Annotated in this window: 15 protein-coding genes and 1 riboswitch; of the genes, 7 read left to right on the plus strand and 8 right to left on the minus strand. The window is 47.0% G+C overall.

Annotation, left to right across the window (positions count from 1 at the left end):
* Positions 1–54: 54 nt before the first annotated feature.
* The gene (gene metE, locus L5M71_RS19880) at positions 55–2,325 is read right to left on the minus strand and encodes a 5-methyltetrahydropteroyltriglutamate--homocysteine S-methyltransferase (RefSeq protein ID WP_173242866.1); all 2,271 of its coding nucleotides are present in this window, start codon (positions 2,323–2,325) and stop codon (positions 55–57) included.
* A gap of 200 nt (positions 2,326–2,525) precedes the next feature.
* Between metE and L5M71_RS19885 the strand changes: the two genes are divergently transcribed.
* On the plus strand, positions 2,526–3,431 hold the full coding sequence (locus tag L5M71_RS19885) for a LysR family transcriptional regulator (RefSeq protein ID WP_028761667.1): 906 nt from the start codon (positions 2,526–2,528) through the stop codon (positions 3,429–3,431).
* Positions 3,432–3,511: 80 nt separating this feature from the next.
* Here the strand turns inward: L5M71_RS19885 and L5M71_RS19890 are convergent, their stop codons facing one another.
* From L5M71_RS19890 to L5M71_RS19900, 3 genes are all read right to left on the minus strand, one after another.
* The gene (locus tag L5M71_RS19890) at positions 3,512–4,240 is read right to left on the minus strand and encodes an HDOD domain-containing protein (RefSeq protein ID WP_105250172.1); all 729 of its coding nucleotides are present in this window, start codon (positions 4,238–4,240) and stop codon (positions 3,512–3,514) included.
* Between the two features lie 280 nt (positions 4,241–4,520).
* The gene (locus tag L5M71_RS19895; RefSeq protein WP_263169438.1) at positions 4,521–6,482 is read right to left on the minus strand and encodes a TonB-dependent receptor; all 1,962 of its coding nucleotides are present in this window, start codon (positions 6,480–6,482) and stop codon (positions 4,521–4,523) included.
* Between the two features lie 108 nt (positions 6,483–6,590).
* A riboswitch (cobalamin riboswitch) is annotated at positions 6,591–6,824 on the minus strand.
* A 134-nt stretch (positions 6,825–6,958) separates the two neighbouring features.
* Entirely contained in the window at positions 6,959–8,401 is a 1,443-nt protein-coding gene (locus L5M71_RS19900; RefSeq protein ID WP_263169441.1) for a hypothetical protein, read from the minus strand.
* A 234-nt stretch (positions 8,402–8,635) separates the two neighbouring features.
* On the opposite strand from L5M71_RS19900, the gene rihA reads away from it, so the two are divergent.
* The 3 genes from rihA (at position 8,636) to azu (ending at position 11,293) form a co-directional block, all read left to right on the plus strand.
* Positions 8,636–9,592: a pyrimidine-specific ribonucleoside hydrolase RihA gene (rihA, locus tag L5M71_RS19905; protein WP_263169443.1), complete on the plus strand. Its 957-nt coding sequence runs from the start codon at positions 8,636–8,638 to the stop codon at positions 9,590–9,592.
* A 19-nt stretch (positions 9,593–9,611) separates the two neighbouring features.
* A complete protein-coding gene (gene rbsK / locus L5M71_RS19910) occupies positions 9,612–10,523 on the plus strand; it encodes a ribokinase (RefSeq protein ID WP_263169444.1) in 912 nt (303 codons plus the stop codon).
* Between the two features lie 293 nt (positions 10,524–10,816).
* Positions 10,817–11,293 (plus strand): azurin, encoded by a 477-nt coding sequence (gene azu, locus L5M71_RS19915; protein WP_028759449.1) that lies wholly within the window; start codon positions 10,817–10,819, stop codon positions 11,291–11,293.
* Positions 11,294–11,389: 96 nt separating this feature from the next.
* Here the strand turns inward: azu and L5M71_RS19920 are convergent, their stop codons facing one another.
* Together L5M71_RS19920 and L5M71_RS19925 are read right to left on the minus strand one after the other, a co-directional pair.
* Complete coding sequence (locus L5M71_RS19920) at positions 11,390–12,574, minus strand: DUF3103 domain-containing protein (protein WP_263209324.1); 1,185 nt, start codon at positions 12,572–12,574, stop codon at positions 11,390–11,392.
* 380 nt (positions 12,575–12,954) lie between these two features.
* Positions 12,955–13,257, minus strand: coding sequence for a DUF3622 domain-containing protein (locus tag L5M71_RS19925; RefSeq protein WP_105250177.1), 303 nt, complete (start codon positions 13,255–13,257; stop codon positions 12,955–12,957).
* A gap of 380 nt (positions 13,258–13,637) precedes the next feature.
* Between L5M71_RS19925 and L5M71_RS19930 the strand changes: the two genes are divergently transcribed.
* Entirely contained in the window at positions 13,638–14,915 is a 1,278-nt protein-coding gene (locus L5M71_RS19930; protein ID WP_263209326.1) for a glycerophosphodiester phosphodiesterase family protein, read from the plus strand.
* A gap of 86 nt (positions 14,916–15,001) precedes the next feature.
* Here the strand turns inward: L5M71_RS19930 and L5M71_RS19935 are convergent, their stop codons facing one another.
* The gene (locus L5M71_RS19935; RefSeq protein WP_028759331.1) at positions 15,002–15,568 is read right to left on the minus strand and encodes a phosphoribosyltransferase; all 567 of its coding nucleotides are present in this window, start codon (positions 15,566–15,568) and stop codon (positions 15,002–15,004) included.
* A gap of 284 nt (positions 15,569–15,852) precedes the next feature.
* Positions 15,853–17,619, minus strand: coding sequence for an alkaline phosphatase D family protein (locus L5M71_RS19940; RefSeq protein ID WP_263209328.1), 1,767 nt, complete (start codon positions 17,617–17,619; stop codon positions 15,853–15,855).
* A 253-nt stretch (positions 17,620–17,872) separates the two neighbouring features.
* On the opposite strand from L5M71_RS19940, the gene L5M71_RS19945 reads away from it, so the two are divergent.
* Together L5M71_RS19945 and L5M71_RS19950 are read left to right on the plus strand one after the other, a co-directional pair.
* A complete protein-coding gene (locus L5M71_RS19945; protein WP_263209330.1) occupies positions 17,873–18,298 on the plus strand; it encodes an HPP family protein in 426 nt (141 codons plus the stop codon).
* 99 nt (positions 18,299–18,397) lie between these two features.
* Positions 18,398–19,003, plus strand: a complete 606-nt coding sequence (locus tag L5M71_RS19950; protein ID WP_263209333.1) for a DUF4274 domain-containing protein — start codon at positions 18,398–18,400, stop codon at positions 19,001–19,003.

Here is a 19,003-nt window from a genome sequence, read left to right on the forward strand (position 1 = left end):
CGCTGTTACTAATTCAATAAGCTCAGTAAAAAAATATTTCACTCAAGCATAATATTAACCAAGGCGGCGACGTAGTTCTCGCGTGGCATCGACCATGTTTTTCAGTGCGGGTTCAACTTCATCCCAAGTACGGGTTTTTAGGCCGCAATCTGGATTAACCCATAGCTGACGTACGGGCACTTTTTGCGCCGCTTTCTCGATTAAGTGCACCATGGCCTCCACACTTGGAGTGTTTGGCGAATGAATGTCATACACACCGGGGCCAATTTCATTTGGATATTCAAAATCTTCAAAGGCGTTGAGTAACTCCATCCGTGAACGCGAAGTCTCGATAGTAATCACATCGGCATCCATGGCGGCAATCGCGGCAATGGTGTCATTAAACTCGCTGTAACACATGTGGGTGTGGATTTGAGTCTCATCAGTCACGCCAGCAGCGCTGAGTTTAAAGGCATTCACCGCCCAATCTAAGTAGGCTTGCCATTCACTTTGTTTCAATGGCAGACCTTCACGGAAGGCGGGCTCATCGATTTGTATAATGCCAATACCGGCATTTTGTAAATCCACCACTTCATCACGGATCGCCAGCGCCAGCTGAGTCGCAATCACATCGCGGCCGATATCTTCACGGGCGAATGACCAATGCAGAATCGTCACCGGGCCAGTCAGCATGCCTTTTACAGGCTTGTCGGTGAGACTTTGGGCAAACTCGGCCCAATCAACCGTCATCGCCTTTGGACGGCTAACATCACCATAGATCAACGGCGGCTTAACACAGCGTGAACCATAACTTTGCACCCAACCATTTTTGGTAAAGCCAACACCCGCAAGCTGCTCACCAAAGTATTCCACCATATCGTTGCGCTCGGCCTCACCATGAACCAGTACATCGATACCGAGTTTAAGCTGGCGGTCGATTGTATCGCGGGTGACTTGCTGCAATTGCTCTGTATATTGTGCATCACTCAGATCGCCCTTGCGCCAACGACTGCGTAGTCCACGGATTGCTGGTGTTTGTGGGAAGGAGCCAATGGTGGTGGTCGGCAACAGAGGTAAACGGTATTTCTGCTGCTGCACTGCTTGGCGTACGCTGAAATCACTGACGCGCTCATAATCGGCAGATGTCAACGCGGCAACGCGGGCAATCACTTGACTGTCGGCGGCCTGCGCTTTCGCCTCACGGCGCGCCAAACAGGTTTGCACAATCTCTTTTGCCGCGGCCGATTCAGGTGCCAGTAGCAATTGGCGCACATTGGCCAGTTCGAGTAATTTTTGCTTCGCAAACGCGAGTTGTTGACGCAGCGCAGGCTCAAGCGTGGCTTCCACCTCTAAATCCACAGGGCTGTGCAGGAGTGAGCAAGAAGTACCGATCCACAAGCGATCTCCGAGATCACGGGCAACCGCGCCTATGCGTTCGGCAATTAAATCCGCCTCTGCCGCCCACACGTTGCGGCCATTGACCACACCCGCCGACAAAATTTGATCTTGACCAAGCGCATTGGCAAAGACTGCCAATTGATCCGGCGCTGTGACTAAATCGACATGCAACCCCGCGACCGGCAAGGCCGATACCAGCACTTGATGGTGTGCGATACCGCCGTAATAACTGGTAAGAAGGATCTTCACCTTCGCAGTGCTGAGTGCTTGATACGCCTCAATGATCGCCGTTTGCCATTCGCCATCCAATTCCAATGCGAGAATGGGCTCATCGAGCTGTACCCAATGCACTCCCTGAGCAGCAAAACGCGCCAAAATGTCAGCATAAGCAGCTAATAAATTGGGTAATAAGCTTAACTTATCAAACTCTTGGCCCACGGTTTTAGCAAGGAACAAGTAGCTAACAGGGCCGAGTAGCACAGGTTTTACTTTATAGCCTAAGGACTGCGCTTCACTGACTTCATCGAAAAATTGCTCATAGGCAATCGAAAACACTTGGTTTTGGCTGAGCTCAGGTACCAGATAGTGATAGTTAGTATTGAAATACTTGGTCATTTCAGAGGCTGGCGCATCTTGGCCCGTTGGCGCTCTGCCGCGGGCAACACGGAATAAAGTATCGAGATCGATTGTCCCTTCACCACGATGACGCTCAGGAATGGCATTTAAAGTCGCGCTTAAGGTCAGCACTTGATCATAAAAGGCAAAATCACCTACGGGAACTTGCTCAATGCCCGCAGCAGCTTGCCACTGCCAATGGGTGCGGCGAAGTTCACTCGCCACTTCACGTAATTCCACCTGAGTGCTCTCACCACGCCAGTATTTTTCTAAGGCAAATTTCAATTCACGACGACGCCCAATACGGGGAAACCCAAGACTATTTAATTGCATACTCTATCTTCCTTTATTTGAGATAAGCCACATTCGGCACTTGCACCCACCAGATTGTTTTCTCTTGGCACTTTTCAGCACTTCAGCCTTGATAAATAACAATGGGCGTCTGGACGTCTAGAAGTTTATTGTGTTAGTCTCTATGCCAGCAACCGAATTGATTTCAAGCACAACATGAGCGAAATTCACTTGGAGTGAACATGATCGAACTAAGACACCTGCGAACCTTAATGGCCCTGAAAGAAAGCGGCAGTTTGGCGGGCGCAGCCAAAAAACGTTTTGTCACTCAATCCGCCCTCTCCCACCAGATTAAGGAGTTGGAGCAAAGGATTAACTCGCCCATTTTTGTGCGTAAGAGTAAGCCACTGTCATTCACCCAAGAAGGTGCACGCCTGTTGCATCTGGCCGAAGAGATTTTGCCTAAGGTGTTAGAAACCGAGACAGATTTGAAGAATGGGCTGGAAACCGAAACTAATCAGTTGCGAGTCGGCATTGAGTGCCATAGCTGTTTTCGCTGGTTAATGCCTGTAATGGAACAATTTAGGCAAGATCATCCAACTGCCGAGTTAGACTTGTCGAGCCGCCACTTGTTCGACTCGCTCAATGCCTTAGAAATGGGTGAACTGGATATTGTATTAACCTCAGATCCTGTGCCTGGGCATTCACTCGCCTACCAGCATTTGTTTGATTTTGAAGTGAAGTTAGTGGTTGCTAAGGATCATCCTTTAGCGAAAGAAGCCTATGTCACTCCTAAGCAATTAGCACACTTGCCTATTATCAGTTATCCAGTGCCGTTGACACGTTTAGATATTTATCGCCACTTTTTAGAACCTGCGGGCATAGAGGCGGGCGAGCAAAAAACCTGTGATTTAACCATGATGTTATTGCAACGCATTGCCTGTAAAGACGGCATAGCCGCACTGCCAAGCTGGTCGATTAATGAAGGACATGGACTGAGTCTCGCTACGGTAAAACTCGGCCAAGAAGGTCTGAAACGACCGCTATTTGGTGCCTATCGCCGCCACAGTGCTAACTCTGCATTGATCCAAAATTGGTTACAACTGGTGGCGAGGGAAGGTTTATCCCGCCAGCAGAAGACGAATTAATGCGGGTGACATAGAGTAAAAAAGCCTGCGAATGCAGGCTTTTTTATTGAGTCAAATGACTACTTCATAGCATCGACAAATTACAGCGGATTCATCAACAATCCACGCATAGACAAGACACGGCGCAGTATCAACCCTGATGAATTAGGATTACGGGTCTGACGCAAATTATGGGCGATCATAAATTCTTGACGCAGATCCTGATCGAGATCTAACGCCTCGAACGCTTCTATGGTTAAGGTCTGTTGTTGATTATCAATCAATGACTTAATCACACTTAAAGGAAATGACTGTTCGGCATTAGCATTTAAATAGGCAAATGCGGTCAGTGCGATAATTTGGCCGAACACACTGAACAGAGCTAAGGTTTGCACTTCGTCAGCATCAACCTCCACACCTTCCATATCCGCTAAGCTATCTACCGCATCCGTTGCAATATCTTCAGTCAGCTTCCAATAACCTTGGACCAACTTTTTATAGGGCTGTGGCAGTTCATCGAGGCGTTCTTTTAAATAGAACGTAAAGGCGTAGCGATAGATATTAACTTGACCTAAGCGGATCAAAGCTTCTTTCAACGAACGAGTTTTGTGATTTTCCACTACAGCAGCCTGTGCGGAATTACTGCGCATAAGCATGTGCGCTGCCAATGCGGGATCGCTCGAGATAATGTCAATCACATTACGAATGTCGCCTTCAGCAAGGATCGCTTTTTTGAGTGGAATTAGAATTCCTCGGCGGCCAATCACTTGCTCTTCGTTCGCTATGATAGCTCTAACTTGAGTAAAAACCTGTTGCTCAAGATCAGTCATAAGACACTTTACACCTGTTTATTAACAATAAGATGATTCGGTTACAGCTCACATCATACCTAAAATACTAAGAATTTCAGCCATAAACAGCAGAGTAAAATATAAATTACTCCTATTTAGTAATGACTGCCCGCTAACACTATAGATAACGACAATTAAACCACTCTACTAAAACGATATTCAAGACTATACCTATTTTAAGATTTATTCTTTGAACTCAGCGTAAAAAATAAAAAGCCAGACTGAGTCTGGCTTTGTTAGTTAGATAGCTCATTAATATTTAGAAGCGGTAGCCCACAGTGAAACGAATATCGCGACCTCGACCAGAATAGTAACTATCCCCCCAATCGCCACCGTAATAACCTGCGCTAACATAATCTTTATCGAATACATTATCGATACGCAGACTGGCAAGCCAAGCATCACGATTATAATTCAAGGCTAAATTACCAAGCACGTAACTTGCTAGCTTATCACCTTGATTAGCGTTATCGCCTTCGATAAAACGATCCCCCGTGTAGATAGCTTCGGCAAATACTTGGAAATGCTCAGCAAAATCCATGCTGACATAACCGCGTCCCGTGTGTTTTGCCACCCAAGACAGCTCTTTGCCATCGTTAGCACCATCGGTAAATTCGGCGTCGGTGTAGTTATATTCCAGCCCGAGTTGCAGCGCTTTAGTCACCTGCCAATCCCAATCGGCACCCGCGCCATAACGACGAGAAGCGTCGGCATTAACGTTTGCGCCGTTGAAATTTCCACCTATGGGTTTAACTGCACTCGAGTCATAAACAATTTCATCCTCTAAATCGAGACGATATAGGCTGACTCGCAGGGTTTGACTAGCGACAGCCCAATCCCAACCCGCCTCATAGGAACGGCCTGTTTGCGGCTTTAAGCCAAATACGCCCGGCGATGTATAAGCTTGCTCATCCACTTTGGCAAAACGGAAGTTATCATCAGCGCGCACATAGAGTCTGTGCTCCGCAGTTGGGCGGTAATTTAAACCCAGTTCGAATGCGTGGGCATTTTCGTCTAAATCCATGCCATTAGGATAGACATTGCCATCGACTAACTCGTCGGTCACCCGCGCATAACGGCCACCCACAACGTAACTTAAAGTATGGCTTAAAGGCACTGTAGCTTGTAGATAGGCGCTTTGCATTTGCTGCACATTACTGCGCGCCATAGTGTCAAAATCAGCCTTGCCACGGCTGATGTCTAAACCTGTGACTAGGCTTAGCTCGCCTTGACGCGTGCTGTAATTCGCTAACGCTTTAGGGCTAAACATTAACAGTGAGCGTGTGTTATGGCTGTTCGCCCCCCAATTAAGAGAAGACACTAAGGTATCGCTGTAATCTAAATCCGCCGCCAGCGCCCAGTTTTGATTAAGCTGATGCTGGTAACCCGTTCGCGCCGCAGTGGTCATCTCGTGGGCATACTCTACCTTATTTGATGAAGCACGGGGATCGTCTTTAAATTGCTTTTCAGTAAGCGAGCCCGGATTTTCACGATCGTTATCGTAGTAGCTGGTTTCAACAAAGAACGAGTCTGTGGCTGTTTTATATTGAATGCGGCCAAGAATAGAGCCGGTTTCGTTGGCATTATGCTGGCGATAGTTGTCACCTTGGTTATAACTACCTGTGAAAAAGTAACGCCAATCTTTGTTGATCGCGCCAGACACATCACCACGACCTTCATAGGTATCAAAGCTACCGCCAGATAACTGTACGCTACCACCTGTATTTTCAGGGGATTTAGTGACAATATTGATCACGCCACCTACCGCTTGATCGCCATAAAGCACACCCGCACTACCCGATAAAATTTCAATACGATCCACTTGATTAAGCGGAATGGCATTAAGGCTAGGCGCTGCGATATCGATATTATTGAGACGACGACCATCAAGTAAAATCAGCGTGTTATTAACGGCAGTGCTGGCGCTAAAACCACGCATAGCAAAGCTAGTTCCAATATTGTTATCCGAAATTTGAATACCGCTTTGACCACGTAAGACGTCGGTCAAATTAGTCGCGCCACTCATTTCAATCGCCGCGGCATCAATCACATTCACATTGGCGGCAATATTTAACGGGGTCTTATCAGAGCGGCCGATCACGACAAGATGCTCGTCGACTTTAGCTGTGCTGGTATCGTCAGCCGCCATAACGGGCGCGATAATTGAAAAACTGCATAGGCTGCCGATCAGCAGCGCGATTTTTGTTGGATTTGTTCCCATTTTACCTTTAACTCCTGCAAGGAAAACGGGGCATTGACGCCACGATACCGTTAATTCAGTCGTAAATACTGACGGTGATTATCGCATTTTGAGATCTGCCCACCGAAATCTCAAAAACACCTTTAGGGCCGGTCTCCGGACTTAGGCTATGTTAATCCATTAAAGTTGGATTAACGCGAGACTGACCTTTCACATTCTGACTTTCGGGTTCTGTCTTGAACACACCAATCAAACGCGGTCGTCTCTCACCTTTTACCGTTGCGGGGGCAGTGCCAGAATTTCACTGGCTTCCCGATTATCTCACGGCTTTCGCACGCAAGCACCACAGAAGGTTGACTCAAAATTAGGTTCAAAGGGCGTACAACCTGTTAACGCCCAACAAGGCTCAGAGCATATCAGACCTGAGCGCGCGCATTATAGACGTCTATACGGATGAAAGTCCATTAATCTCAAGTTAGCGAGAAAACTCACATGAGCTAGAAAACACCATCCCAGTTTTTTGCCGCAGGTTTTGGTCTGTCTTTGCTCAAAATCACCTGACGCTGCTTAGAGGTTTCACATTGGGCAACGGGGGTAAAATCCAGCGGTTTAATCACTAACGAGTCAGCAGGTTGCACTGGCGACTTGTCGAACATTGGCAAATTCATCGACCAAGAGACCAGTTCCCCCTTTTCGCTGATGCCAACATAACCGTCATTTGCGCCATCTAACCAAGTAAGGCGCGGAATACGTGCAATCAACTTCTCCACATTTTCACGGTTGGCGCGATAACCAACAGGCACCACTTTGCCATCGGGACGTGTAAACACAAAGGAGGCAGGCCCTTGGGTAATGATGCTGCCTTCCTGCCAATATTTATCAAGAATCTCTTGGGCATAATGAAACCCAAACATATGAGCGTAATCAGTATCGTCGGCCACTATTTGCGGCACGGCCTTATCCTGCAGTAATAAAAAGCCTGAGCCAATGCTGATAATCTCTTTTACCCCTGTGATATCGGTTTTTTTAATCCAATCGATACCACAGTTAATCCCATCGCCCCAAAAATGTGCATCCCCCGTAGGGCTTAAAATCGCAAAGGCACAATTGTTTGCCGTCATACTCGCCACATCCTTTAAGGCGCTGCGGATCGAGTAAGCATCACTGCGCCAGCCCCAACTCACCACAGTGCCGTCCTTTTTCAAGGCGGCATAGGTGTGTTGAAAATATTCGATCTTCGCTACATCCGTAAGCTGCGGGAGTAACTTTTTCATATTGGTCGACTCTTCAACCTGCCCCCAAATCACCGCGCTACCTTCTTTTTTGAGGGCGACAAAACTGCGTCCTCTGGCGAAGATATCAACAACATCAACTAATTGATCCTGCACATGTAAGCTATTGCCGCCGTAGGGGCCATAACCCCAAGTATGCACCTTGCCATTGGCATCAAGGGCGGCAATGGCCTCTTGATTGGCGAACAATTTGGTAATATTGGTCATGCGGTTTTGTAGGGCTTTGTCGAGGCTATATTTCCCCGCATTGCCCCAGTACACCACAGTGCCATCTTGACGTAGCGCGGCAAACCCGTCCTTAACTGGGACGATTTGCTTAACTTGCTTAAGCTGCTCCGTCACCTCGCGGCTATCACCGCCAGCATAACTGTCACCCCAAGTGATCACCTCACCAGATTGTGTTAACGCCGCAAAGGCCGAACTGTTGTTGACCACAGTCTCGACTGCGGGTAAATCACAGGGAATATGGCGATACTGTGGACTCGGATTTTCCTTAAGTTGGAGCAGTTTGCCGTTATCAAACTGTAGCAATGACTCGTTATTACTTTCCACAACGGCCATAGGTTGAGGATCGCTACAGCCAGAGATCTGCATGGCAACCATGCCCACGAGTAAAACCTTAGGCCAAGTGATTCGATGAGTGAGCATTACTTATTTCCTTATATTTGCTTGGAGATGTCATTCAATGTTGTGCAGCGGACAGAGCGAGAATGGATTTACCTAACATCGCCTAGTGTCAAAAATGGGCAGAATTCTAGCAGCTTGTTGATAAAAAGACGAAAATGCTCACAGTTTACTCTGCAAGTCCCCTCCACAGGCTAGCGCCTAACTGATGGCATGCTATTCTAAGCCCCCATCACCACTGTTTAAAGGAGTAACAGTATGACTCGCCCTATTATTCTGGATTGCGATCCCGGCCATGACGACGCTATTGCGCTCATTTTAGCTCTCGCCCATCCAGAGCTGGTTCCACTTGCCGTCACCACCAGCGCCGGTAACCAAACGCCGGATAAAACGCTCAATAATGCCCTGCGGATCTTAACCTTATTAAATCGCAGTGATATTCCTGTCGCTGGCGGCGCAGTCAAGCCATTAGCTCGCGAATTAATCATTGCCGACAATGTCCATGGTGAAACCGGACTCGACGGCCCTGCATTGCCTAATCCAAGTTTTAGTCCTCAAGCCATTACCGCAGTTGAATTAATGGCGCAGCAAATTCGCCAAAGTCATCAGCCAGTAACCTTAATTCCCACAGGACCGCTGACTAACATCGCCCTTTTACTGGCGAGTCATAGCGAGTTACACGATAAAATTGAGCGCATAGTGCTAATGGGCGGCGCAGCTGGTGTCGGTAATTGGACCCCAGCCGCCGAATTTAATATTTTTGTCGACCCCGAAGCCGCCGATATTGTCTTTAAGTCAGGTATTCCCATCACTATGTGTGGGCTCGATGTGACTCATCAGGCGCAAATCATGGATGAAGACATAGAACGCATTCGCGCGATTCAAAATCCAATTGCTCAGTGCGTCGCCGAATTATTGGATTTCTTTATGATTTACCACAGAGATCCTAAATGGGGCTTTATTGGTGCGCCATTGCACGACCCCTGCACTATCGCTTGGTTGCTTAAACCTGAGCTATTTGAGGCGCAAGATTGCTGGGTAAGTATTGAAACCCAAAGTGAGTTGACCTTAGGCATGACAGTGGTCGATCGCTATCAGCTAACAGGTAAAGCCGCCAATGCGACTGTGCTGTTTGGGATCGATAGGCAAGGCTTTGTCGATTTACTGGTAGACAGTTTACGCGTCTATGATGCAACTTATCTCAATCGCAGATAAAAATAACAGTGAGTCTTCTATGAGCCAGATACTCGTTATCGGCAGTGCAAATGCCGACCATGTGATGAAATTTGAGTACCTGCCCGCTGCAGGGCAAACCTTAATGAGCCGAGATTATCGCCTCGAACTGGGCGGTAAGGGGGCCAATCAAGCCGTCGCCTGCGCGCGCTTAGCCAAATCAGGTTCACGCACTGATTTTATCTGCCATCTCGGCCAAGACAGTATCGGCGATGATATGCGTCAAAGCTGGATGAAAGATGGCATCAGCGCGGAAGGGATCCGCCAAATAGCCGGACTGAGCACAGGCACTGCCATGATTTTTATCGGTGATAACGGTGAGAATACGATTGGCGTTGCCGCAGGTGCCAACGCCAGCCTTTCACCCGATGACTTAGAAGCTCATTACGCCCTGTTTGCTAATGCGGAGTACTTGTTAGCACAATTGGAAACGCCCGCTGCCACAGTGGCAAAGGCGCTGCAAATAGCCAAGAATCTTGGCGTGACGACTGTACTAAATCCTGCTCCAGCGACGGCACTTGGCCAAGATGTACTCAAGTGGGTAGATATTATTACCCCCAATGAAACCGAAGCAGAAGCCTTAACGGGAGTTGAGATCAACCATCTTGATGATGCACAAATGGCAGCGCAACTTCTCCACCAGCAGGGAGTAAAGATTGTGGTCATTACCTTAGGTAGCCGTGGCGCATTTATCAGCAGCCCAGGTTTTAATGGGCTAATACCTGCGTTTGAAGTGCAGGCCATAGACACAGTCGCCGCAGGGGATACCTTCAATGGCGCCTTAGTTGTGGGCTTAAGCGAGGGCATGTCAATTGCTGCAGCCGTGGGATTTGCCAATGCAGCCAGTGCCATTACTGTCACTCGCCCAGGCGCACAACGTGCGATTCCCTATCGACAGGAGCTTTCGTACTAAAACGTAAGACGTTCTGAATTAGACGCCCTGCGTTAGAATCAATAAATTATCATTTATAAATCAAACACATAAATAATAGCTCCTGAGTACTTAGTTCACTAAAGCTAAGTACTCACCTATGTTTACCGCTAACAATTTTGCCGCCAATAACGATGCAAGCTTTCAACCTAAAGTTGCATATACATAATTTACACGCTGATTTCATTCCCATTTAATGAAGATTGCTTATGCTGGCAGGTGCATGTCCGAGTCAAAACGGCTCGGCTACCCTTGTTCAAATAAGGAAGTACCAGATGAAAGCAAAAAGCACAGCTTTACGTAACGTGACCAGCACTAGCCTAATCGGCCTAGGATTATTATTCGCTAGCCAAGCGAGTGCCAACGAATGTGAACTGAAAATTGCCGCCACTGATGCAATGCAATTTGACACTAAAGAGCTGTCTGTACCTGCAAGCTGTAAAGAAGTGACCTTAACCTTAACCCACTCAGGAACCTTGCCAAAAGCAGCCATGGGCCATAACTGGGTATTAACTAAGGCAGCCGATATGTCAGCAGTAGCAACTGAAGGCATGAGTGCCGGTCCTGATGCAGCCTATGTCAAAGCCGGTGATACGCGCGTTATCGCACACACAGATTTAGTGGGCGGTGGCGAATCAACGTCTATCACCTTTAGCACTGCCGGTATGAGCGCCACCGAAGCCTACCAATTCTTCTGCAGCTTCCCAGGTCACTGGGCGATTATGCAAGGCAGTTTCAAGTTAAAAGCTTAAAGGAATGGCTTAGCCTCACCTTAAGTTAGCCAATAAAAAGCGGATCTTAGGATCCGCTTTTACATTTCAGCCATTGCATTTAGCCGCACTAATCCATCATGGCCTTGGTTGGATGACTAATGGCGCAAAGCTCGTCATCGCATTACCGTTAGCTCCGTTCAAGTTAGGATATTCAACCCCTTCCTGTAAGGTGTAATACACATCGACAAAGTCATCGTCATTGGTGAACCAAGCATCCGGCATTACACTTAAAATACCATTGGTGATTTGCGGGATCAGCGCATAACCCTGAGCTTCAGGATCGGGGATCGACTTTAAGATCTGCTCCGCCGCTTCCAACAGCTTAGTGGCCAACACTTTATAGTTAGTACCATCGTCATGCTCCATTAAGATCATGTCCGCAGCCGCCCAACGATAACGCTCCCAATGGATGATGATTTGATTCGGATAATAGGTCGTATCCGCATAATCTAAATAGGGCATTTCGACGATATCGAGCACAGGCTCTTCACGGCTTGGATCAACCCCAGTCACTATGCCGTAAATTTCGGCACGACCAGAAATCCACGGCTCATGGTCATCCTTCAAGGATATTTGTTTGATCACTGTGGTTGAAATCGGCTTGTCTGCCACCGCCTGTGTTTGCGCACGGCTCAGTAGTGCGCCCTCTTTTTTCGCTGACTGCGCCTCGGCAAATGTCGCCCGCATCACCTCTAAGCCAGCCACAAAGGCTTTTTTGCTATCGATACCGACCACAAACACCGGCTGCTGCGGCAAGTTATACACGTCTAATTGATGCACTTGTCCATGAATATCAAAGGCTTCAATATAATCCCACTGACGCTCGTCACCATCGGGCTCATAGGCAAATAAAGGAGACTCACCTTGCTGCCATGAGGTCAGCATGGCTTCATCCGCTAGACGCACTTGCACCAGAGAATCCGCTTTGGCACTTAAGCCCTTCACTCGGCGAATTGATGCATCGGCTTTGGTGATCACATTATCATTGAGCCTATGCTGAGACAGAATGTCATCGGCATTTACTGCCAACTGATACTGGTTTATTTCAGTCTGTAAGATAGGCGCGAGCTGCGCATATTGATGGCTTAAATCTAACGCCAATGCCCGTTTAGTATTGGTTAACTGTGCTTGTGCATCCAAAGTCGAATCCTTTAGCGACGCTTGTAGTAAGCGTAACGCCTCTCCATCTAAGGCTTGGCCATAACTCAGGGTTGCCGAAGCCGACAAACACAGCAATAAACTGGATTGAAGTAGTTTCATAGGAGTTCCCTTACCTTGATAAAGTTAAACGTGCGTTCGAATTACTTACATATGAGCACAGAGCAGCATCTAAGTAAATCAAATGATAATAGTTATCGTTAATTATTAATGGTATAGAGTACGTAATCTCGGCTAAATACGATAAAAACATGCTAATGACAGCATCAACAGATCAGTCCAGCCGAACAGTGTGTATGAAGATAAACGAGGAAATAGGATGAAATAAATTGATATGCACAGTTTCGCGAGCGACAAAAACACAAAAGGCAGATCTTAAGATCTGCCTTTTGCTGTTCATCGCCAGAGTGACGTTTCAGAACGCTTTGAACGCTCCCTTACGATCACACTGGCTTGATAAGACAAGGTTAAACGAATGAGTGTTACTCTTCGTCGAAATCATCTTCATCAAGATCTTCGGCATCAGTAGCCGCTTCAGCCGCTAATGCTGCGGCTAATTTTGCTTTAGCTTGTTTCTCTGAGCGACGTTTATTGCGCTCAGTTAACGTGCCTAAAAACACTTGTAATTCAGTTAAGCCCCAAGCTTGCGCTTCGGCTTCAGTCGCAAAGCCATCATGGCTCTTAGACACAACTGTTTTAGTTGATGTCATGCGACGAGTGATTTCAGTTTTCCAACCGTTGTCGCCCTGTGTCACGCGAAAATCGTATTTTTTGCCCTTGCTCATTCTGCTCTATTTCCTAAATGATGCTTGTCACGTTTGTCTTATCAAGCGAACCAAACGCTCATCATAAAACAAAAGGAGCGCAGTGTACTTGATTTCGGCCCAGAAAGATCGCCCAGATGAAAATATTCATGCCAGTTTCATCGACTCGCCCAGTGGAGTCAATTCTCAAGTCTAAAACAACACTGCGCATATATCCCGCTCATCCTCTATCTATGGATGTTTATCGCGAGCTAGCGCAAACACACACGCCTTAGATAATCGTCGTGCAAACGGTATATATTCTTGTTTATGTCATACAAATAGGCTTTTTCAGTCACATTAACACTTTAGAGTTTCTGATTAATATTAATTATTTACATCATTACTCATAGGTAAATCTGATGAAACTACACCCTATTTCGTCGCTCTCACTCGGCCTGTTAATTGCCACGGGCGCTTTATTAGCCGGTTGCAATAATGACGATGATAACGACGCAGTCACGCCACCCACCAGCAAACCCGTTCCTGCTCAAGTGGGAGAAAGACCCTTATTCCTCGTACGTCAGATGCAAGACAGCACACTTAAAACCCGCTTAGAACAATGCACCACTGACAGTTTTTATCGCAGCGAATTTTCCATAGGTCACCGTGGCGCGCCAATGAAATTCCCTGAGCATACAAAGGAATCCTACCAAGCGGCTATCGATTCGGGCGCAGGCATAGTCGAATGTGATGTCACCTTCACCGCCGATAAAGCTTTAGTTTGCCGCCACTCACAGTGCGATCTTGCCAGCACGACCAACATTTTAGCCATACCCGAACTTGCCAATAAATGTTCAAGCCCATTCACTCCTGCCGATCCCGCCAATGGCGTCAGCGCATCGGCAACCTGTTGCACTAGCGATATCACCCTCGCCGAATTTAAAACTCTCAAGGGTAAGATGGAAGGCAACAATCCGAAAGCGACCACTGCGGCCGAATTCATCAATGGTACCCCAAGCTGGCGCACCGATCTTTATGCTGGCAATGGCACCTTGATGACCCACGCTGAAAGTATTGAAATGTTTAAAAAAGCCGGTGTGAAGATGACGCCTGAGCTAAAAGCGGCGAGCGTATCTATGCCCTTCGATGGTTTTACTCAGCAGGATTACGCGCAAAAAATGTTGGATGAATACACGGCGGCGGGCGTCAATGTTTCGCAAGTATTCCCCCAGTCATTTATTTTAGATGACATCAAATATTGGGTCGCCAACGCACCTGAATTTGCGAAGCAAGCTGTGTTTCTCGATGACAGATACGATTATAACAGCACCTTTGATCCGCAGAACTCTGCCACTTGGTCACCATCAATGGCGGATTTAAAGACCCAAGGCGTCGAAATTATTGCGCCGCCACTCTGGGTATTAGTCGCCTTAGATGTGGATAAGAAAATCATTCCTTCGGAATACGCTAAGGCCGCTAAAGGCGCTGGGCTTAAGATCATCACTTGGTCGCTAGAACGTTCTGGTTTATTAAAAAATGGCGGCGGCTTTTACTATCAAAGCATTACCGAAGCGATAGATAACGAAGGCGATACCTTTGAATTACTTGATGTACTGGCGAAAGATGTCGGCGTGATTGGAGTGTTCTCCGACTGGCCCGCCACAGTGACTTACTATGCTAACTGTATGGATTTATAAGTCATCGATATAGAAAAAAAAATGCGTTAACGATTAATCGTTAACGCATTTTTTTATTGCGAAAATAATCTATATCTCGCCGCGAGCTATTTAAACAGGTGCTGGATATTCTTTAAATCGCCCTTACCTTCGGCAATTTCTTCAGGCGTTAAACCTGTGACTTCGTGCGGGAAAACTAACCAGTCTTCAGAGGCATGAATGTAATAGTCGGGTTTTAAAGGCACTGCGGTATTTTTTGGCTTGTAATAAGGGCAAGCGATACGGATATCGGTTGGCATATTCAAGCGCATCAGTTGGCTGAGTTTTTCTTTTAATGCATGAATACTACGGCCAGAGTCAAACACGTCATCCACAATCAACAAACCGTCACTCGCGTTCGCATTTTCAACGATGTAATGCAGGCCATGAACTTTGATTTCTTTGCTTTGTTTGTCAGTGCCAATCCCATAATAAGAAGAGGTACGCACGGCAATGTGATCGGTTTCAACTTGTTTAAAATCGAAAAACTCCTGTACCGCGATCCCGATTGGAGCACCGCCACGCCAAATACCCACGATAAATTGCGGACGAAAGCCACTCTCATACACTTGCGAAGCTAATAAAAATGAATCTTCCAGCAATTGCTGCGCGGTAACAAAATACTTTTCTGACATGACACAGTCCCCATCACATTGATTTTATTCTTAGGTCGTTAAAGCTTATGACCCCAGTAAGGTCTGTTCGGCGGGTAAAGGTTCCCAAAACACTAGAACAGCTTTGCCTTAGCAAGTGTAGGCAGCCGCCGAATTTTGGGAGCGAATTTTATACCAAAAAAATGCGATGTGCTGCAGTAATAGTAAGAACTTGCGTGACAACAGACATTTATTTTGCCTTTTAAAGCCAAAAGCAACAAAAAGGCCACCCTAAGGTGGCCGATAAACAAGCGAACAATACCGCATTAAACGATAGGCGTAATCACATGCTCGCCTACTTTTGTCTTGGCACTATAACCACGGGCCGTTGCGACTTGGAAATCCTTCGACAAAATGGTATCCACATAATGCCAGTCGCTGCGCACCTCATCAGCGGTAAAGGTGAGCGTCATAAAGCCTCGGTCTTTTAAGTTAGCGTACTTAAGATCTGGCACTAACTCGACGATTGCCGCCTCGGTCGCGGGGATCTGTTCCGCTGGCAGATTCAAGTAATATTCAAGGCCTGGCGATGATACTGAGCTAGTCGCAAACTCAACACCCACTGTATCGCCTTGCACGTCTTTAAGCTCGTTTGCCCATGCATTATGGGTGTCACCCGCGATCACAACTAGGTTGAGATTTTTCGATTTAGCCGTACCTAAAATCACTTCACGCTCATAGGCATAACCATCCCAAGCATCTAAGTTGTACGGGATTGCAGGTAATTGCATCAGTGCGATAACTTCTGGCGTGAGTAAAGCTTGATTGGCTTGAAGATATTGCAGCTCTTGGGCAGTCAGCGTGGGATCATTTGCCGCCGCACGGGCCGCTAACTTAGCTAAAGCCCCTAACATGGCAAATTGGGGAATGCTCATCTGCTGAGTGGCAATCGCCGCCGGCAATGACATCTTACCCATTAATACCTGCTGTCCCAGTACCTGCCACTTGCCTGTCGACTGTAGCAATGTGCCCTGTAGCCATAATAATTGCGTCAGCCCCAGCATAGTTCGAGTGGTCGAAGTGACATCGGCAAGGAAACGCTCTCCCGCAAACGAGCCCGTTGTCGGATCCATATAATCGGCATAATCGAGTTGTTTATCACGGGCTAATACGCGAGTATCCAGCATATGCATATCGACGAGATTGCCGTAACTGAAGCTGCGGTAAATCTCTTCATGGTTCCCTTCACGCCATGGGCGAATCGGCAACCACTCGAAATAAGCTTGTAGTGCCGCTTCTTTACGAACGGCAAAATCCCCTTCGCCTTCGTTGTGATTCTCGGCACTATCACGCCAAGTATCATTGGCCACTTCATGATCATCCCACACTGTAATAAAAGGCACTTTCGCGTGTAACTTTTGCAGACTCGCATCGGTATGGTACTGACCATGGCGAGTGCGGTAATCGCTCAACGTCAGCAACTCATTGGCCGGTAACACTTCACGGCCCAATTCGGCAGCATACTCACTGGCATAACCACCGCGGGCATATTCATAGATGTAATCGCCTAAATGCACCACAGCATCTAAATCATCCTGCGCCGCCGCTAACTCATAGACGTTAAAATAACCGGCAGGAAAGTTAGCACAAGACATCACGGCTAATTTGACTGAGCTAACATCACCCTCAGGCAGAGTGCGGGTTTTACCCACAACTGAGGTTTTATCACCCGTCATAAAGCGATAAAAGTAGGTTTGCCCGGCACGTAAACCACGGGCATCAATCTTAACCGTGTAGTCACGGCTCGCATTAGTGACAGTCTCACCTGTAGTCACTAATTGACTAAAGGCCGCATCGCTTGCCACTTGCCAACTCACTTTTACATCGCCCTCAGACTCAGGCGTGACACGAGTCCATAGGATCACGGCATCGACTGCCGGATCGCCACTGGCAATTCCATGTAAAAATTGAGCGGGTACAGAATTATCATCATTACTATCACTACAGCCCATCAAGCCGTAAGAGATTACAGCAACACCAACACCTTTGGCCGACATAGCCAAAAAATCACGACGAGTTACGGTACGATTCATTATTATTCCTTGTTAGATAAGGCTTCACTGGTATGAGGTCTAATAAGACCACGATTGTGAGATATCACTGTTACATATTTGTGACATCTTTGTCAGCCTTTTATGATATCTATCAATTCAAACACTTATACTGGATAGCGTACTTTATTTGTGCAGGACTGGCGTAGCTTACAGAGAAGCTGCTAACATCGGTGCAGGCTAACGCAGCGTGTGAAATGCACGCCAGAGAATGGCAAGAAAAGGAATTTATACAATGAAAGTCAGCGATATTATGAGTGATCAAGTCATCTGCATCAGCGATGGCGCCAGCTTGAAAGATGCCCACCATCTGATGCAAACCCGTGGCGTACGCCACTTACCTGTGATATCTGAAATTGATGGCACCCTCGTTGGCGTACTCACCCATAAAAAGATGATCGCCAGCGTGATGACTATGTTGAATAAGTACGGCCAAGGCGCGCTCGAGCGCAAAGAACGATACACGCCAATCACAACTGTGATGGACCAAGACTTTCAGCATCTTACTGCCGACGAGCCCTTAACTGTGGTGGTGGAATATTTTATCGAAAACAAACTCGGCTGCTTGCCCGTCGTCGATGTCGATAAAAAGGTGCTCGGTATCGTCACATCATCGGACTTTATCAAGCTGTGCCGTACCCTGCTGCAACAGCAAGCGTAACGTTTTACGCTCCTTTTCTTCGATGTCAGCCTTTTACTACGTAAAGGCTGGCGTTGTATTTTTTATAAACTGTGTTTTCTATAAAAAGAAAGGATTCCCTTGGCTAAATTACTCTCACAAGAACAATTTATTCGCGCCTATGAATGCGCAGAATTAGGCTGTATTGCCAATCAACAACTACTCGCCAAATTACTCGCCGATCCCGATTATGACGCTTTACATGAATACAGCGCCTACTTTGGCAAAGCGGCGGCGCAAATCACCTGTATCAGTGACTTACAAAGTATGGAGGAATTGCATTTTGTCGCGGGGAACTTGAATTGGGACGATCATGACCCAAACATGGTCAGGGCGATTATCGAACATCCACTGTGTGACGCGGGTACCGCCTTATTACTTTACTGGTACGGACAAGGCTTTTATTACTCCACGCCGGAGACGCTCGACACACCTTTTGGACAGCTATTCAAAACCATAACCGATAGATTTGTTGAGCGCGGCTATGCCAGTTATAAAATCCATTTTGACCCGATTAAAGAATGTTTCATGCCCTCATTAGAGGACGTTCTTACTAGAGGATGCCAAATTCCAGGGGCTATTTTTGCCCCTTATAGCACTATGGAAATCGAAACCTATGAAGGGCACCCAAGGTATCTACAATTTAAAAATGAACTACTGAAATCGGGCAAATGGGGCAACCAATAA

The sequence above is a fragment of the Shewanella sp. SW1 genome (assembly GCF_025653545.1).
Taxonomy (GTDB): domain Bacteria; phylum Pseudomonadota; class Gammaproteobacteria; order Enterobacterales; family Shewanellaceae; genus Shewanella; species Shewanella oncorhynchi.

Excerpts from the sequence above, each read along its gene's own strand:
- metE (WP_173242866.1), bottom strand. The coding sequence starts at position 2,325 with ATGCAATTAAATAGTCTTGGGTTTCCCCGTATTGGGCGTCGTCGTGAA.
- L5M71_RS19885 (WP_028761667.1), top strand. The coding sequence starts at position 2,526 with ATGATCGAACTAAGACACCTGCGAACCTTAATGGCCCTGAAAGAAAGC.
- L5M71_RS19890 (WP_105250172.1), bottom strand. The coding sequence starts at position 4,240 with ATGACTGATCTTGAGCAACAGGTTTTTACTCAAGTTAGAGCTATCATA.
- L5M71_RS19895 (WP_263169438.1), bottom strand. The coding sequence starts at position 6,482 with ATGGGAACAAATCCAACAAAAATCGCGCTGCTGATCGGCAGCCTATGC.
- L5M71_RS19900 (WP_263169441.1), bottom strand. The coding sequence starts at position 8,401 with ATGCTCACTCATCGAATCACTTGGCCTAAGGTTTTACTCGTGGGCATG.
- rihA (WP_263169443.1), top strand. The coding sequence starts at position 8,636 with ATGACTCGCCCTATTATTCTGGATTGCGATCCCGGCCATGACGACGCT.
- rbsK (WP_263169444.1), top strand. The coding sequence starts at position 9,612 with ATGAGCCAGATACTCGTTATCGGCAGTGCAAATGCCGACCATGTGATG.
- azu (WP_028759449.1), top strand. The coding sequence starts at position 10,817 with ATGAAAGCAAAAAGCACAGCTTTACGTAACGTGACCAGCACTAGCCTA.
- L5M71_RS19920 (WP_263209324.1), bottom strand. The coding sequence starts at position 12,574 with ATGAAACTACTTCAATCCAGTTTATTGCTGTGTTTGTCGGCTTCGGCA.
- L5M71_RS19925 (WP_105250177.1), bottom strand. The coding sequence starts at position 13,257 with ATGAGCAAGGGCAAAAAATACGATTTTCGCGTGACACAGGGCGACAAC.
- L5M71_RS19930 (WP_263209326.1), top strand. The coding sequence starts at position 13,638 with ATGAAACTACACCCTATTTCGTCGCTCTCACTCGGCCTGTTAATTGCC.
- L5M71_RS19935 (WP_028759331.1), bottom strand. The coding sequence starts at position 15,568 with ATGTCAGAAAAGTATTTTGTTACCGCGCAGCAATTGCTGGAAGATTCA.
- L5M71_RS19940 (WP_263209328.1), bottom strand. The coding sequence starts at position 17,619 with ATGAATCGTACCGTAACTCGTCGTGATTTTTTGGCTATGTCGGCCAAA.
- L5M71_RS19945 (WP_263209330.1), top strand. The coding sequence starts at position 17,873 with ATGAAAGTCAGCGATATTATGAGTGATCAAGTCATCTGCATCAGCGAT.